Consider the following 15,070-nt stretch of genomic DNA (forward strand, 5'->3'; position numbering starts at 1 on the left):
AAGCAGAGCAAGAGCAAGAGCAAGAGCAAGAGCAAGAGCAAGAGCAAGAGCAAGAGCAAGAGCAAGAGCAAGAGCAAGAGCAAGAGCAAGAGCAAGAGCAAGAGCAAGAGCAAGAGCAGGAGCAAGAGCAGGAGCAAGACAGGGGCAGGAAGCCAAACTAAGCAGAACAGTGCAGTTTTGCCTCGTTATTTCGGTTGACTGTACTGGTTGGTCATTCCGCATAATGCCACCTCGAACTGATCCGGAGGTGGCATGCGCAAGACAGTCCTGGTTCTGGTAGAAACCGTCGACGATTACCTGCCCCTGCTGGAGCAGGCTGGCTACCAATTGATTCGTGCCCCCTCACCGCAACTGCGCGCCGAGGCCATTCAACACCACGCCGATGAAATCGATGCGGTACTCACCCGCGGCCCGCTGGGCCTGACTGCCGCCGAAATCCAGAACCTGCCCAGACTACAGATCATCTGTGTGATCGGCGCCGGCTACGAGCAGGTCGATCTGGCCGCCGCCGCCGCCCGCGGCATCATTGTCACCAATGGCGCCGGGGCCAACGCCAGCGCAGTCGCTGACCATGCCATGGCCTTGCTGTTGGCGCTGTTGCGCGACATTCCCCGCGCCGATGCCAGTATCCGCCACGGCAAATGGAACCGAGTGATCAGCCCCTCGGTGACTGGCAAGCGCCTGGGTATTCTCGGCCTCGGTGCGGTCGGGCAGGCCATCGCCAGGCGCGCCCATCAGGGCTTCGACATGCCCATCAGCTACCACAGCCGCACGCCACGCCAGGATCTGCCCTACACCTGGTACGACAGCCCGCTGCACCTGGCCGAGGCCGTCGACATCCTGCTGGTGGCTACCCCCGGCGGTGCCGATACCCGCCATCTGGTCGACGCCCCGGTGCTCGATGCGCTGGGCGCCAAGGGCTACCTGGTCAACATCGCCCGCGCCAGCGTAGTCGACACCCAGGCGCTGGTTGCCGCGCTGCAGCAGGGCCGGCTGGCCGGCGCCGCGCTCGATGTGTTCGATGACGAGCCACAGGTGCCGGATGCGCTCAAGGCCCTTGCCAATACCGTGCTCACGCCCCATGTGGCCGGCCAGTCGCCAGAGGCGGCACGCGACACGGTAACCTTGGTGCTGCGCAACTTGCAGGCGTTCTTTGCCGGTGAGCCGGTGCTGACCCCCGTTCTACCCTGACCCATTCGATACCCCCGGCACTGCCCGGCCATAAGGAGCGTTTGCATGCAACTCGAGATCTTCCAGATCGATGCCTTTTCCGACAAGCCCTTCGGTGGCAACCCGGCCGCTGTGATTCCGCTGGAAAGCTGGTTGCCGGACGAGGTACTGCAGCGCATCGCAGAAGAGAACAACCTGTCGGAAACTGCCTATTTCGTGCGTAACGGTGAAACCTTCGACCTGCGATGGTTCACCCCCACGGTCGAAGTCGACCTGTGCGGCCATGCCACCCTGGCGTCGGCCTATGTGCTGTTCGAGCAGTTGGGCGAGCAGGCGCAAGTGCTGCGCTTCAACACCCGCAGTGGCGAACTGCGTGTCAGCCGCAGCGGCGATGGGCTGCTGGCCATGGACTTTCCAGCCAGGCAACCGCTCGCCGTGGAAATTCCCGCGGGCCTGCTGCAGGCGCTCGGGCTGAGCCAGGCGCAAGCAGTGTTCCGCAGCGATGACTATGTGGTGGTGATCGACGATGCCTTGTTGCTCGATCGATTGAAGCCGGACTTCGTCGCCCTGGCGCGCTTCGACGTGCGCGGCATCGCAGTGACGGCGGCAGGCCGCGGCTTTGATTTCGTTACCCGCTGGTTCGGCCCGCGAGTGGGCGTCAACGAAGACCCGGTGACCGGTTCGGCGCACACCTCACTGGCGCCGATATGGGCCGAGCGCCTGGGCAAGCAGGTGCTCAGCTGCGAGCAGGGTGGTGCGCGCAAAGGGCGCCTGCAATGCGAAGTGCCGGGCAACGGCAGGGTCATCATCAGCGGGCGGGCAGCATTGTACCTGCGTGGTACGGTGTCCATCTGACCCTGGCATCCGCCTTGCGCTGCCTGTGCCGGCGATGTGGCCGGCACAGGCGTCTATAATTGCTGGCCCATCTTCAGCTGAAGGAGCCAGCCATGTCCCTGGAAAAACACGGCACCTGCCTGTGCGGCGCCACCCGGCTTACCGCTATCGTCGACAACACTCACATCAGCGCCTGCCATTGCAGCATGTGCCGCAAGTGGACTGGTGGCCCGCTGCTGGTGGTGCACTGCAGCCAGCCACCGGTAATCGAAGGGCGTGCGCCCAGCGTCTACGATTCGTCCGATTGGGCTCAGCGCGGTTTCTGCGGCCAGTGCGGCACACATCTGTACTACCGGCTCAAGGCCAACGACTTCCATGCCGTGCCGGTCGGCCTGCTTGACGGTGACCAGGAATGGGCGTTCGACCTGCAGATTTTTGTTGAACAGAAACCCGCCTGGTATTGCTTCGCCAACCAGACCCGGGAATTGACCGGGCAGGAGGCCTTCGAGCAGCTCGGCTGATTCAGGCTTGTGGCAGCGGGTGCACTGGCATCAATGCCATGCGAACTTGCCAAACAGGCGCATTCCTGAGAAAAGGGCGGCTTTGTTTCCAGCGTTGGAGTGTTCCCGTGAGCCAAGAACTGCAGATCACCGACCTCGTCGAAGGCGACGGCAAGGCCGCCGTCAAAGGCGCCCTGATCACCACCCAGTACACCGGCTGGCTGGCCGATGGCAGCGAGTTCGACTCGTCCTGGTCGCGCGGCAAGCCGTTCCAGTGCGTGATCGGCACCGGCCGGGTCATCAAGGGCTGGGACCAAGGCCTGATGGGCATGCGCGTGGGTGGCAAGCGCAGGCTGCAGGTGCCGGCGCAGCTGGCCTATGGCGAGCGCAGCGTGGGCGCGATCCCGCCGCATTCGGACCTGACCTTCGAGATCGAGTTGCTGGAAGTGCTGACGCGGGATGACTGAAAGCGCCCGGCCATCCGCCAGGCGCATGCAACCGCAGGTTCTTTTGCCCTACACAATTCGGCAACACCCATTGCCTAGCATGGCCTTGTCCAGGGACGGCACCTGACCTCAGGGAGGAACCAAACGGGTTCAGGGCACTCTGACCCTCACTCGTTGCCAAGGATGGCACCCACTCCAAAGGGTGTCTCGCCTTGATCAAGTTGCCTGCGTTCGTTTCCCGTCATCGCCACCTGCTGCTGGGCCTGGTGCTCAGCACCGCCGCCGTGCCGCTGTTGCTGGAGGCTGTCGAAAGCCGTGCGCAACCGGCGGATGGCACGCAAACCCTGGTGTTCCTGCGCCACGCCGAGAAGCCGGAAGAGGGCTTGGGCCAATTGAACTGCCAGGGCCTCAACCGGGCCCTGGATCTGGCCAGCATGCTGCCCGAACGCTTCGGCAAGGCCGACTACGTATTCGCCGCCAACCCGTCGCGGCATGTCGAGGAAGGCAGCAAGCAGGAAAGCTACAGCTACATCCGCCCGCTGATGACCATCACCCCCAGCGCCATTCGCCTGGGCCTGCCGGTGAACATCGATTACGGCGCCAACGACACCGAAGCGCTGGCCGACGAGCTGCTGCGCGACAAGTACCGCAACGCGACCGTCTACACCGCCTGGTCGCACGGCTACCTCCCCGAGCTGATCAACACTGTGGCCGGCAAGGCCCTGGGCGACCAGCGGGTGATCACCGAGGACTGGAACGGTGACGATTTCGATACCCTCTACGTGCTCAAGCTGACCTGGCACGACGGCAAGGCCAGCCTGCTCAGCCGCAACGTGCGCCAGGGGCTGGATGGTCGGGCTCGGGGCTGCCCGACCTGATCTGCAGGTGACGGATTGGCCGTACCAGGGTCAACGACCGCAGCGCATCGGCCAACCCAGTACCTTCTTCGCCCGCGGCGTGGCATAGGTGCGTACCTTGGAGGTACTCAGGCCCATGCGCACCAGCGCTTCGGCAACGGTGACCGCGGCGCTGACGCCATCCACCACCGGCACGCCCGTGCGCAGGCGGATCTGCTCGTCCAGCCCGGCCATGCCGCCGCAACCCAGGCAGATCACCTCGGCCTTGTCGTCACGCACGGCGCGTTCGGCCTGCTCGACGATCGCCGCCACGGCGCGCTGCGGGTCGGCTTCCAGCTCCAGCACCGCCAGGCCACTGGCGCGCACCGAGGCGCAGCGGTCATACAGCCCGGACAACTTCAGGCGGTCTTCGATCAGCGGCACGGTGCGGTCCAGGGTGGTGACCACCGAATAGGCGTGGCCCAGGTACATCGCGGTGCTGGCGGCGGCGTCGGTGATGTCCACCACCGGCACGTCCAGCAACTCCTGCAGGCCCTCGCGGCCATGCTCGCCATAGCCAGCCTGGATCACCGCATCGTACGGGCCCTCGTAGGCCAGCACCCGGTCCATCACGGCGATGGCGGCCAGGTAGCTTTCGAAATTGCCTTCCACCGATTCGGCGCCGAACCACGGGGTCAGGCCGATGATTTCGGTGCCGGGCGCGGCCACGCTGCGGGCCTGTTCGGCGATGGCTTCGGTGATGGCTGCGGTGGTGTTGACGTTGGCAATCAGGATACGCATGTGTAGCCCTCCCTGGTCAGTGGCTGCTGTGGTCGACGGCGATGCATTCGCCGCTGACGTCGTGGTACTGGCGGTTGCGTGGCGCGATCAGCAGGTACACCGCAGCGGCGATGCCGGCGCCGATCAGCCAGGAGAACGGCGCGATGCCATGGAAGTTGGGCACCAGGGCCAGGACGATGGCCAGCAGTGCGGCCGGCACGAAGGCGGCCACGGCGCGCAGGTTGATGCCCTTGCTGTAGTGGTAGGCCCCGGCCGGGTGCTCGGTGTACAGCTCCGGCACGTTGATGCGGCCTTTGCGCAGCAGCCAGTAGTCGGCCATGATCACCCCGTACAGCGGGCCAAGCAGCGCGCCCAGGCCGGACAGGAAGTACACGATCACCAGCGGGCTGTTGTACAGGTTCCACGGCAGGATCAGCACCGCCAGGGTGGCGCTGATCAGCCCGGCACGGCGGAAGTTCAGGTGGCGCGGCGCCAGGTTGCTGAGCACGAAGGCCGGCGCGACGAAGTTGGCCATGATGTTCACCGCCACGGTGACGATCAGGAAGGCCAGGCAGCCGAGCACCAGGAACGGCGTGCTGGGGATGCTGGCGACGATCTGCGTCGGGCTGTCGATGACCTGGCCGTTGATCTGGAACTGCGCACCGCACAGCACCACGGTGATCATGGCGAACACCAGGATATTCACCGGCAGGCCCCAGAAGTTGCCCACGCGAATGGTCTTGCGGCAGGGCGAGGAGCGGGCGAAGTCGCAGAAGTTCAGCACCAGGGTGCCGTAGATCGCCAGCCACAAGGCGCCGCCGGCAAAGATGTTGCGCCACATCTCGTAGCCGCTCAGCGGCGCGGCCACCGACCAGGCGATGCGCGCGTCGGCCTGGAGGTACATGAACACCGCCAGGGCGGCAACCGTCAGCAGGATCACCGGGCCGGCGAAGGCCTCGTAGCGGCGCACCATCTCCATGCCGTAGGCGAGGATTACCAGCTGCACCAGCCAGATCGATACGAAGCACACCCAGCCCAGGCTCGACAGGCCGAGAATGCTGTCATGGTCGTAGGCGGCGAGGTGCGGCCACACGGCAGTCAGCAGCACGCGCAGCACCACCGATGCCAGGTAGGTCTGGATGCCGAACCAGGCGATGGCGATGACCGCGCGGATCAGTGCCGGAATCTGCGCACCGTGGATGCCGAAGGCGATGCGGCTGATGACCGGGAACGGCACGCCGGTTTTCTGCCCCATGTAGCCGGACAGGTTCATGAAGAAGTACACCAGCGCTGCGCCGATGGCCAGCGACAGCAATATCTGCCAGCCACCCAGGCCGAGGGCGAACAAGCCCATGGCGAACGAGTAGTTGGCGATGTTGTGCACATCGTTGGTCCACAGCGCAAAGATGCTGTAGCGGCCCCAGCGGCGGCCGTGCAGGCGCGTCGGGGCGAGGTCGCGATTATGCAGGCGTGGGCTCAGGGCCAGTGTCGGCTGGCTGTCGGCAAGTGGCGAGGCGGGGTGGGTGCTGGCGACGGATAGTTCAGGGGCAAGGTCGAGGCTGGTACTCATTCCGGCGGGCTCCTGATGCACGTGGACTGCGATGAGCGGGCATGCGCACGGGCTCGCCATCTCGTCGGTGCAGCGTTGGCATCACTGGGTTCAGGGCGCGGCGGCCGCTGTTGGGGCGGCGTCGCGGGTTCTTGTGTATTTATGTTTTGTTCAACTTGTATACAAAACACGAACACACAAAAGCGAGTTCCATGCCATAGGAGAACCAACTAGGCAGATGCCATTATTCTGAATCTGTCGTTATTGCCGATAACTTTATGAAATGCGTCAAATATAAATTGACCGATTGAACAGGTTTAAATTTTTTGCGTAGTGTTTAGTTGATCGATTGGTCAAACTTTAAGGTGGGCGTGGTGTAACGTATTGGGGCGCCAAGTTGGAAAGTGCACACAAAAATGGCACTTATGGTGACATTCTTGTGTACAAAAAATAGTCAGATTTTTTCTCAGCCGACCTGTTCTCCGCTTTGCCTGCGGAGCGGTCGGCTCAGACTTGGCTCACTCCATTGGCGGCAGCCGCCGCTTCACCGGGCTTTTCTTGATGATTGCGGTATTGGTTTCGGCCAGCGTGTTAAGCCGGTCAAGAAGGGTATCCAGCTGCTCCATCGAACGCACATGCAGGCGGGCGATGAAGCAATCCTCGCCGGTGACCTTGTCGCACTCGGTGAACTCGGGGATGGCGATGATCTGCCGCTCCACCTCCTGCAACTGCCCGGGCAGCGGGCGGATGCGCACGATCGCCTGCAACTGGTAGCCGAACGCGCGTGGGTCGACCTCCACGGTGTAACCACGCAACACGCCACGCTCCTCCAGGCGGCGCAAGCGTTCACTGACGCTGGGCGCAGACAACCCGCTGATCTGCGCCAGGGCCTTGAGCGAACGGCGTGAGTCTTCCATCAGTGCATTGATCAGCAATTGGTCGATGGCATCGGTCATGGTCACCTCGTAAGGTCGTTCGGATGATTTGCCTTGATAGTAAAGGTAGCTTCGCAAATCTACCTTCGATATCCGCTGGAAGGCCTCCCGGAAACATTTGCATACTGTTGCCATCATCGACAGGAGGTGTGAAATGGACAGTTCGTTGCGCCGTGGTTCGCTGGAAATGGTCGCCGCCATGCTGATTTCCGGGACCATTGGCTGGTTCGTGCTGGTGTCTGGCCAGCCGGTGCTCGAGGTGGTGTTCTGGCGTTGCGTGTTCGGCGCCGTGACCTTGCTGGCCATCTGCGCAGGCTTTGGCTTCTTGCGGCCAGGCGTGATCAGCCGCACGGCATTTCTGCTGGCGATTGCCAGCGGTGTGGCAATCGTCGGCAACTGGGTGCTGTTGTTCGCGTCCTATTCGCGAGCATCGATTGCCATCGGCACGGCGGTGTACAACGTGCAGCCGTTCATGCTGGTGGGGCTGGCGGCCGTGTTCCTGGGCGAACGGATCACCCTGGCCAAGGTCACCTGGCTGAGCGTGGCGTTCCTCGGCATGCTGGCGATCGTCAGTGCCCATGGCAGCGGGCAGGGTGGGGGTGACGATTATCTGCTGGGCATTGCCCTGGCGCTGGGGGCGGCCTTCCTGTATGCCATCGCGGCACTGATCATCAAACGCCTGAGCGGCACCCCACCGCACCTGATCGCGTTGATCCAGGTGGCTACCGGGGTGCTGTTGCTGGCGCCCTGGGTCAAGCTGGGCGGGTTGCCGGGCGAAGTGCCGGCGCTGGCCAGCCTGGTGACCTTGGGCATGGTGCATACGGGCTTGATGTATGTGCTGCTGTACAGCGCCATCCAGCGCTTGCCGACGGCGTTGACCGGGGCGCTGTCGTTCATCTACCCGATTGCGGCGATACTGGTCGACTGGGTGGCCTTTGGGCATCGTCTGGCACCGCTGCAATGGCTGGGGGTGGCGCTGATCCTGTTGGCGGCGGCGGGGATGCAGCAGGGCTGGTGGTTCCGGCCTGCTCGGGTTGTGGCCGAGGAATGAGGGGGTAAACCCGCTTGCAGGGCCGGCGCAGCCCCTGTGGCCGCGGGTTTACCCGGGAACGGGCGCGCAAGGTAGAATGGCGCTTTTTGCCAGCTTGCGACCCCTGATGACTTCGCCAATCCAGACTCTTGAGCACCACCTGCTCACTGCCCTCGACCCTGCCCCGCAGGAAACCCGCCGGCTGTTCCACGGCCGTGGCCGCTGCTGGGCGGGCCTGGAGCAGGTCACCGTCGACTGGCTGCAGGGTGTGCTGTCGGTGGCGCTGTTCCGCGAGCCGGCCGAAGGCCAGCTGGCCGAACTGGAAGCCATGTTGCGCAGCCTCGCCGAGCGCCCACAGTGGAGCGGCCAGGCCATCCTCATCCAGCACCGTTACCTGCCCGACAGCCCGAGCCAGTGGCTACTGGGCGAGCCGTGCCAGCAACGCGAAGTGATCGAAGACGGCCTGACCTACCTGCTGGACCTGGGCGTGCGGCAGAACAACGGCCTGTTCCTCGACATGCGCCATGGCCGACGTTGGGTGCGTGAACAGGCGGAGGGCAAACGCGTGCTGAACCTGTTCGCCTATACCTGCGGCTTCTCGGTGGCGGCAATCGCCGGGGGCGCCGAGCAGGTGGTGAACCTGGACATGGCCAAGTCGGCCCTGTCGCGCGGGCGCGACAACCATCGGCTGAATGGCCATGACCCGTCGCGCGTGGCATACCTGGGGCACGAGCTGTTCAAGTCGTGGGGCAAGGTGCGCAAGTACGGGCCTTATGACCTGATCATCATCGACCCGCCGACCTTCCAGCGCGGCAGCTTCGTGCTGACCCAGGACTACGCGAAGATCCTGCGGCGCTTGCCGGAGCTGTTGAACCAGGGCGGGACGGTGCTGGCGTGCGTGAACGACCCGGGGATCGGGCCGGAGTTTCTGATCGAGGGCATGGCGCAGCAGGCGCCGTCGCTGGCGTTTGTCGAGCGGCTGGAGAACCCGCCGGAATTTCCTGACGTGGACCCGGCGGGGGGCTTGAAGGCCCTGGTATTCCGTCAGGTCTAATGTCGCCTGTACCGGCCCTTTCGCGGGCAAGCCCGCTCCCACGGGGACCCCACAGCATTCAGGCCTGTGGTAATCCTGTGGGAGCGGGCTTGCCCGCGAAGAGGCCGGTAAGGCTTACATCAATTACTGATTGTTGGTGTAGATCTGGTCGAACACCCCACCATCATTGAAGTGGGTCTTCTGCACGGTACGCCAGTCGCCGAAGGTCTTCTCCACCGACAGGAAGTCCACTTTCGGGAAGCGGTCGGTGTACTTGGCCAGTACCGTTGCATCACGCGGGCGCAGGTAGTTCTGCGCGGCAATTTCCTGGGCCGCTGGCGACCACAGGTACTTCAGGTATTCCTCGGCCACTGCCTGGGTGCCTTTGCGCGCCACGACCTTGTCGACCACGCTCACCGGCGGCTCGGCTTCGGCCGATACGCTCGGGTAGACCACTTCGAACTGGTCGCGGCCGAATTCGCGGGCGATCATCTCGGCTTCGTTCTCGAAGGTCACCAGCACGTCGCCGATCTGGTTGGTCATGAACGTGGTGGTCGCGGCGCGGCCACCGGTGTCGAGCACAGGCGCCTGCTTGAACAGCTTGCCGACGAAGGCCTTGGCCTTGTTCTCGTCGCCGCCCTGCTTGAGTACATAGCCCCAGGCCGACAGGTAGGTGTAGCGGCCGTTACCCGACGTCTTCGGGTTGGGCACGATCACCTGCACGCCGTCCTTGAGCAGGTCGGGCCAGTCCTTCAGGGCTTTCGGGTTGCCCTTGCGCACGATGAACACGGTGGCCGAGGTGAACGGCGCGCTGTTGTTCGGCAGGCGGCTTACCCAGTTGTCCGGCACCAGCTTGCCGTTGTCGGCCAGGGCATTGATGTCGGTGGCCATGTTCATGGTGATGACGTCGGCCGGCAGCCCGTCGATCACTGCACGCGCCTGTTTGCTCGAGCCGCCGAAGGACATCTGCACGTTGACCTTCTCGTTGTGCTCGGCTTCCCAGTGCTTCTGGAAGGCCGGGTTGTAGTCCTTGTAGAAATCGCGCATCACGTCGTAGGAGACGTTGAGCAGGGTGGGGGCGGCCTGGGCCAGGTTGCCCAAGGCAAGGCCTGCGGCGAGCAGCGAGGCGGTGAAGAGTTTTTTCACGTTGCTTCCTTGTTATCGAGAAGGTGTTGGCAATTTGCCTGCGACTATAGCGGGCAGGTCCGTGGCGGTTAAAGAACAAAAAACACTTTGGTTATGCTTCTGCCTGCTCTGGCGACAGGGCCGGAACAGGCAACTTCATTGTTTGGGAAACAGCGCATTGCCACAGCGGGAACAGAACGCTGCCGCAGGTTCATGGCTTTTCTTGCGGCAGGCCGGGCAATCGTGTTGCACCTGCTCGCCGCGCATGGCATTGGCCAGCTCGGCGGTGAATATCCCGGTCGGCACGGCAATGATCGAATAACCGATGATCATCACCAGCGAGGAAATCACCTGCCCCAGCGGGGTCTTCGGCACGATATCGCCAAAGCCCACGGTGGTCAGGGTGACGATGGCCCAGTAGATACCTTTGGGAATGCTGGTGAAGCCATGCTGCGGCCCCTCGATCACGTACATCAGGGTGCCGAACACCGTCACCAGGGTGGAGACGGTGACCAGGAACACGATGATCTTCTGCTTGCTGCCGCGCAGTGCGTCGATCAGGTAATGCGCCTGCTTGAGGTACGGGCTGAGCTTGAGCACGCGGAAGATCCGCAGCATCCGGATCACGCGGATGATCAGCAGGTACTGGGCGTCGCTGTAGTACAGGGCGATGATCCCCGGCACGATCGCCAGCAGGTCGACCAGGCCGTAGAAGCTGAAGGCATAGCGCAGCGGCCTGGGCGAGCAGTACAGGCGGGTGAGGTACTCGGCGAGGAAGATCGCGGTGAAGCCCCACTCGATGGCGGCCAGCAGGCCGGCATAGCCTTGATGTACTTCGTCGATGCTATCGAGGATGACCGTGACCAGGCTGGCCAGGATGATCAGCAGGAGGACCTTGTCGAAGCGTCTTCCAGCCACGGTGTCGGTCTGGAAGACGATGACGAAGAGCCGCTCGCGCAGGCTCGCGGGGTTGTTCATGAGCTCGTTCCAAAATGGCGATGGGCTGAGCCTAGGGGTTGCCTTTCAGCTGTGCAAGCGGCTGGCGTTGCGCTGCCTGGGTTGTGCCAGGTGGCTGCCCAGGTGCATCAGCCAGCAGGCGGCGACGAAGGGCGCGGTCAGGCCTGGCAGCGGTAGCCATTTGAACAGGGGTTGCATCAGCAGGGCGAGGACGATGGCCAGCAACGTCACCCAGGGCTTTTCGCCTTGCCTGCTGAAGGCCAGTGCTGCCAGTGCCGCGTTGAAGCCGTACAGGCCCAGCCACGCAGCCTGTGCCTGGTCGGTGAGCAGCGCCAGGCCGCCGCCGATGGCCGAACCGAGCACGGCCCACAGGGCGGCATAGGGGTTGGCAATGAACATGCCGACGATGATCAGCAGGCCGGCCAGCGGCTGGTCGAGCAGGAAGATCTGCCCCACACCACGCGCCAGGGCATACAGTGGGTCGGCTTCGACGAAGCCTGCGGGCGCGGGCGCGGCGATCAGCAGGGTGACCCAGCCGAGCAGCACGAAGGGGGCGGTGTAGGCGACCAGCAGCTTGCCGCCACGCTTGCGCCATTGCTGGGTGATGATGCTGGACAGGCCACCGGCGGCGATGATCAGCGGTGGCAGGATGGCCGACCAGGGCAGCACGGCGCTGATCAGGATGCCGATCAGCACGCCGTTGTAGCTGTACAAGCCGGCCTGGCGATCGGCGCGGTCGTAGCCGCGGGCCTGGGCGGTGAGCAGCCCGGCGAGAGCGCCGAGCAGGGCGCCACCCACCAGGTTGGGCGCAGTGAGCAGGATAGCCAGCAGGCAGCACAGGCCGCACAGGGGATTGCGCAGCAGCAGCACCTGGCTGAAGCCGTTGAGCAGCGCCGTGGCCCAGTCGGGGCACGGGTTGACGAAATTCTTGGTGTACATCGGGGCAGTCAGTGAGGTTGATGGGGAGCGGTGGGCCTCTTTGGGCCTCGGGTTTTCCGCAGTTGTGTGCAACACCACCGACCCTGTGGGAGCGGGCGTGCCCGCGAATGCGTCAGCTCAGGCAACAGGGTTGTCCCTGCTGGCCTCTTCGCGGGCACGCCCGCTCCCACAGGAGAGAGGCGGTGATTCAGATCAAGGTCTCGATCCGCAGCGTGTTAGTCGACCCCGGCTTGCCGAAAGGCACACCAGCAGTAATCAGCAGCGTGTCGCCACGGCTGGCCATGCCTTGCGCCTGGGCAATTTCCAGCGCGGTAGACACGACTTCATCGACCTGGCGCAGGCGGTCATTGACCACCGAATGTACGCCCCACGCCACGCTCAGGCGGCGCGCGGTGTTCAGGTTCGGCGTCAGGTTGAGGATCGGTGCCCGCGGGCGCTCGCGCGCAGCTCGCAAGGTCGAGGCGCCGGACTCGCTGTAGTTGACCAGCACCGCCACCGGCAGGATGCCGCTGATCCGGCGGATCGCGCAGCTGATGGCGTCCGACACGGTGGCTTCGGCCTTCGGCCGACCCACGTCGAGCTGGGCCTGGTAGTCCGGGCCATGCTCCACCTGGCGGATGATCTTGCTCATCATCTGCACGGCTTCCAGCGGGTAGTCACCGGAAGCGGTCTCGGCCGACAGCATCACCGCATCGGCACCTTCGGCCACGGCGTTGGCCACGTCGGTGACTTCGGCACGGGTCGGGGCCGGCGAGAAGCGCATGGATTCGAGCATCTGGGTGGCCACCACCACCGGTTTGCCCAGCTGGCGGCAGGTGCCGATGATGCGCTTCTGGATCTGTGGCACGCTTTCCGCCGGCACTTCCACGCCGAGGTCGCCACGGGCCACCATGATCGCGTCGGACAGCTCGGCGATGGCTTGCAGTTGCTCGACCGCCGAGGGTTTCTCGATCTTCGCCATCAGGTAGGCGCGGTCACCGATCAGCTGGCGTGCTTCGGTGATGTCTTGCGGGCGCTGGACAAACGACAGGGCCACCCAGTCCACGCCCAGTTCCAGGCCGAAGGCCAGGTCGCGGCGGTCTTTCTCGGTGAGCGGCGAAAGGTCGAGTAGCGCTTGCGGCACGTTGACCCCCTTGCGGTCGGACAGCTCGCCACCGGCCAGCACTTCGGTGTCGATGGCGTCGCTGTGCTTGGCCGTGACGCGCAGGCGCAGCTTGCCGTCGTCGAGCAGCAAGTCCATGCCTGGCTCGAGCGCGGCGATGATTTCGGGGTGCGGCAGGTTCACCCGGCGGCTGTCGCCCGGGGCCTTGTCCAAGTCCAGGCGCAGGGCCTGGCCGCGTTGCAGCTGGACCTTGCCTTCGGCAAAGCGGCCGACGCGCAGCTTCGGCCCTTGCAGGTCCATGAGAATGCCCAGCGGGTAGTTCAGTTGCTGCTCGACTTCGCGAATCCACTGGTAGCGCAGCGCGTGGTCGGCGTGTTCGCCGTGGCTGAAGTTGAGGCGGAAGATGTTCACCCCGGCTTCGACCAGTTGGCGGATGTCGTCGATGCCTTTGATCGCAGGGCCGAGGGTGGCGAGGATCTTCACTTTTTTATCAGGCGTCATGATTGGGCAGTCTCGAGAATCAGGATGGCGCGGAAGTCGTTGACGTTGGTGCGGGTTGGCTCGGTGACGATCAGCGCATCCAGCGCGGCGAAGTAGCCGTAGCCGTTGTTGTTGTCCAGCTCGTCGCTGGCCGACAGGCCCAGCGCTTCGGCGCGGGCGTAGCTGCCCGGGGTCATGAAGGCGCCGGCGTTTTCTTCCGAGCCATCGATGCCGTCGGTGTCGCCGGCCAGGGCATACACCCCTGGCAGGCCCTTGAGGTTTTCGGTCAGGCTGAGCAGGAATTCGGCGTTGCGCCCGCCACGGCCATTGCCACGTACGGTGACGGTGGTTTCGCCGCCGGAGAGAATCACGCACGGCGCCTTCAGCGGCTGGCCATGCTGGACGATCTGCCGGGTGATGCCGGCATGCACCTTGGCCACTTCGCGCGACTCGCCTTCCAGGTCGCCGAGGATCAGCGGGCTGAACCCGGCCTGGCGCGCCTTGACCGCAGCTGCCTCGAGCGACTGCTGGGGCTTGGCGATCAGCTGGAAGTGGCTGCGCGCCAGGGCCGGGTCATCGGCCTTGACGGTTTCCGAGGCTGGGTTGTTGAGCCAGTCGATGACCGCTTTGGGGGCCTCGATGTTGTAGCGCTTGAGGATGGCCAGGGCATCGGCCGAGGTGCTCGGGTCGGCCACGGTGGGGCCGGACGCGATCACCGTGGCGAGGTCGCCCGGTACATCGGAAATGGCATAGGTATAGACCGTGGCCGGCCAGCAGGCCTTGGCCAGGCGGCCGCCCTTGATCGCCGAGAGGTGCTTGCGCACGCAGTTCATCTCGCCGATGGTGGCGCCGGACTTGAGCAGCGCCTTGTTGATCTGCTGCTTGTCGGCCAGGGTCAGGCCCTCGGCAGGCAGGGCCAGCAACGCCGAGCCACCGCCAGACAGCAGGAAGATGACGCGGTCGTCTTCGCCGAGGTTGCTGACCAGGTCCAGCACGCGCTTGGCCACGGCCAGGCCGGCGGCATCGGGGACCGGGTGGGCGGCTTCGACCACTTCGATCTTCTGGCAGTTGGCGCCATGGCCGTAGCGGGTGACGACCAGGCCGGAGACTTCGCCGTGCCAGCTTTTCTCGACCACTTCGGCCATGGCGGCAGCGGCCTTGCCGGCGCCGATGACGATGACCCGGCCGCTTCGGTCGGCGGGCAGGTAGGGTTCGAGGACTTGGCGCGGGTGGGCGGCGGCGATGGCTGTGTCGAACAGCTCGCGGAGAAGTTTTTGCGGATCGACCGACATGGCAGGCTCCCAGTTTATTGTTGTTCTGCACAATCAAGAACGCCCCTGGAACTGCCTCCGTG

The 15,070-nt window shown here is 64.4% G+C and carries 15 protein-coding genes; 7 read left to right on the plus strand and 8 right to left on the minus strand.

What is annotated here, in order from left to right:
• The first annotated feature begins 252 nt into the window (after positions 1–252).
• The 5 genes from ACLEJP_RS11865 to ACLEJP_RS11885 all read left to right on the plus strand — a co-directional run bounded on the left by ACLEJP_RS11865 (position 253) and on the right by ACLEJP_RS11885 (position 3,828).
• Positions 253–1,191, plus strand: a complete 939-nt coding sequence (locus ACLEJP_RS11865; protein WP_440806605.1) for a 2-hydroxyacid dehydrogenase — start codon at positions 253–255, stop codon at positions 1,189–1,191.
• 45 nt (positions 1,192–1,236) lie between these two features.
• Positions 1,237–2,025 carry a PhzF family phenazine biosynthesis protein gene (locus ACLEJP_RS11870; RefSeq protein WP_440806607.1) on the plus strand — a complete coding sequence of 263 codons (789 nt, stop codon included), beginning with the start codon at positions 1,237–1,239 and terminating at the stop codon, positions 2,023–2,025.
• A 92-nt stretch (positions 2,026–2,117) separates the two neighbouring features.
• Positions 2,118–2,525 carry a GFA family protein gene (locus ACLEJP_RS11875; protein ID WP_440806609.1) on the plus strand — a complete coding sequence of 136 codons (408 nt, stop codon included), beginning with the start codon at positions 2,118–2,120 and terminating at the stop codon, positions 2,523–2,525.
• 107 nt (positions 2,526–2,632) lie between these two features.
• Positions 2,633–2,971 (plus strand): FKBP-type peptidyl-prolyl cis-trans isomerase, encoded by a 339-nt coding sequence (locus ACLEJP_RS11880; RefSeq protein WP_440806611.1) that lies wholly within the window; start codon positions 2,633–2,635, stop codon positions 2,969–2,971.
• Positions 2,972–3,165: 194 nt separating this feature from the next.
• Positions 3,166–3,828: a histidine phosphatase family protein gene (locus ACLEJP_RS11885; protein WP_440806877.1), complete on the plus strand. Its 663-nt coding sequence runs from the start codon at positions 3,166–3,168 to the stop codon at positions 3,826–3,828.
• 30 nt (positions 3,829–3,858) lie between these two features.
• Here ACLEJP_RS11885 and ACLEJP_RS11890 read toward each other — a convergent pair whose 3' ends face one another.
• From ACLEJP_RS11890 to ACLEJP_RS11900, 3 genes are all read right to left on the minus strand, one after another.
• Complete coding sequence (locus ACLEJP_RS11890; protein WP_440806614.1) at positions 3,859–4,587, minus strand: aspartate/glutamate racemase family protein; 729 nt, start codon at positions 4,585–4,587, stop codon at positions 3,859–3,861.
• A 16-nt stretch (positions 4,588–4,603) separates the two neighbouring features.
• Positions 4,604–6,136, minus strand: coding sequence for an NCS1 family nucleobase:cation symporter-1 (locus tag ACLEJP_RS11895; RefSeq protein WP_440806617.1), 1,533 nt, complete (start codon positions 6,134–6,136; stop codon positions 4,604–4,606).
• A gap of 497 nt (positions 6,137–6,633) precedes the next feature.
• Positions 6,634–7,071, minus strand: coding sequence for an Lrp/AsnC family transcriptional regulator (locus ACLEJP_RS11900; protein ID WP_406819439.1), 438 nt, complete (start codon positions 7,069–7,071; stop codon positions 6,634–6,636).
• A gap of 133 nt (positions 7,072–7,204) precedes the next feature.
• Between ACLEJP_RS11900 and ACLEJP_RS11905 the strand changes: the two genes are divergently transcribed.
• Together ACLEJP_RS11905 and ACLEJP_RS11910 are read left to right on the plus strand one after the other, a co-directional pair.
• Positions 7,205–8,101, plus strand: coding sequence for a DMT family transporter (locus tag ACLEJP_RS11905; RefSeq protein ID WP_440806620.1), 897 nt, complete (start codon positions 7,205–7,207; stop codon positions 8,099–8,101).
• 76 nt (positions 8,102–8,177) lie between these two features.
• Positions 8,178–9,134 (plus strand): class I SAM-dependent methyltransferase, encoded by a 957-nt coding sequence (locus ACLEJP_RS11910; RefSeq protein WP_440806621.1) that lies wholly within the window; start codon positions 8,178–8,180, stop codon positions 9,132–9,134.
• 123 nt (positions 9,135–9,257) lie between these two features.
• On the opposite strand, the gene ACLEJP_RS11915 is transcribed toward ACLEJP_RS11910, so the two are convergent.
• The 5 genes from ACLEJP_RS11915 to ACLEJP_RS11935 form a co-directional block, all read right to left on the minus strand.
• The gene (locus ACLEJP_RS11915; RefSeq protein WP_289135793.1) at positions 9,258–10,259 is read right to left on the minus strand and encodes a sulfate ABC transporter substrate-binding protein; all 1,002 of its coding nucleotides are present in this window, start codon (positions 10,257–10,259) and stop codon (positions 9,258–9,260) included.
• Positions 10,260–10,394: 135 nt separating this feature from the next.
• Positions 10,395–11,216: an ion transporter gene (locus tag ACLEJP_RS11920; protein WP_440806623.1), complete on the minus strand. Its 822-nt coding sequence runs from the start codon at positions 11,214–11,216 to the stop codon at positions 10,395–10,397.
• A 45-nt stretch (positions 11,217–11,261) separates the two neighbouring features.
• Positions 11,262–12,134, minus strand: a complete 873-nt coding sequence (locus ACLEJP_RS11925) for an urea transporter (RefSeq protein WP_440806624.1) — start codon at positions 12,132–12,134, stop codon at positions 11,262–11,264.
• A 187-nt stretch (positions 12,135–12,321) separates the two neighbouring features.
• Entirely contained in the window at positions 12,322–13,737 is a 1,416-nt protein-coding gene (pyk, locus tag ACLEJP_RS11930) for a pyruvate kinase (RefSeq protein WP_440806627.1), read from the minus strand.
• Positions 13,734–15,008, minus strand: a complete 1,275-nt coding sequence (locus ACLEJP_RS11935) for a glycerate kinase type-2 family protein (RefSeq protein WP_440806630.1) — start codon at positions 15,006–15,008, stop codon at positions 13,734–13,736. The genes pyk and ACLEJP_RS11935 overlap by 4 nt, the downstream gene beginning before the upstream one ends.
• Between the last annotated feature and the right edge of the window lie 62 nt (positions 15,009–15,070).

The sequence above is a fragment of the Pseudomonas sp. SMV7 genome (genome assembly GCF_052041995.1).
GTDB lineage: Bacteria > Pseudomonadota > Gammaproteobacteria > Pseudomonadales > Pseudomonadaceae > Aquipseudomonas.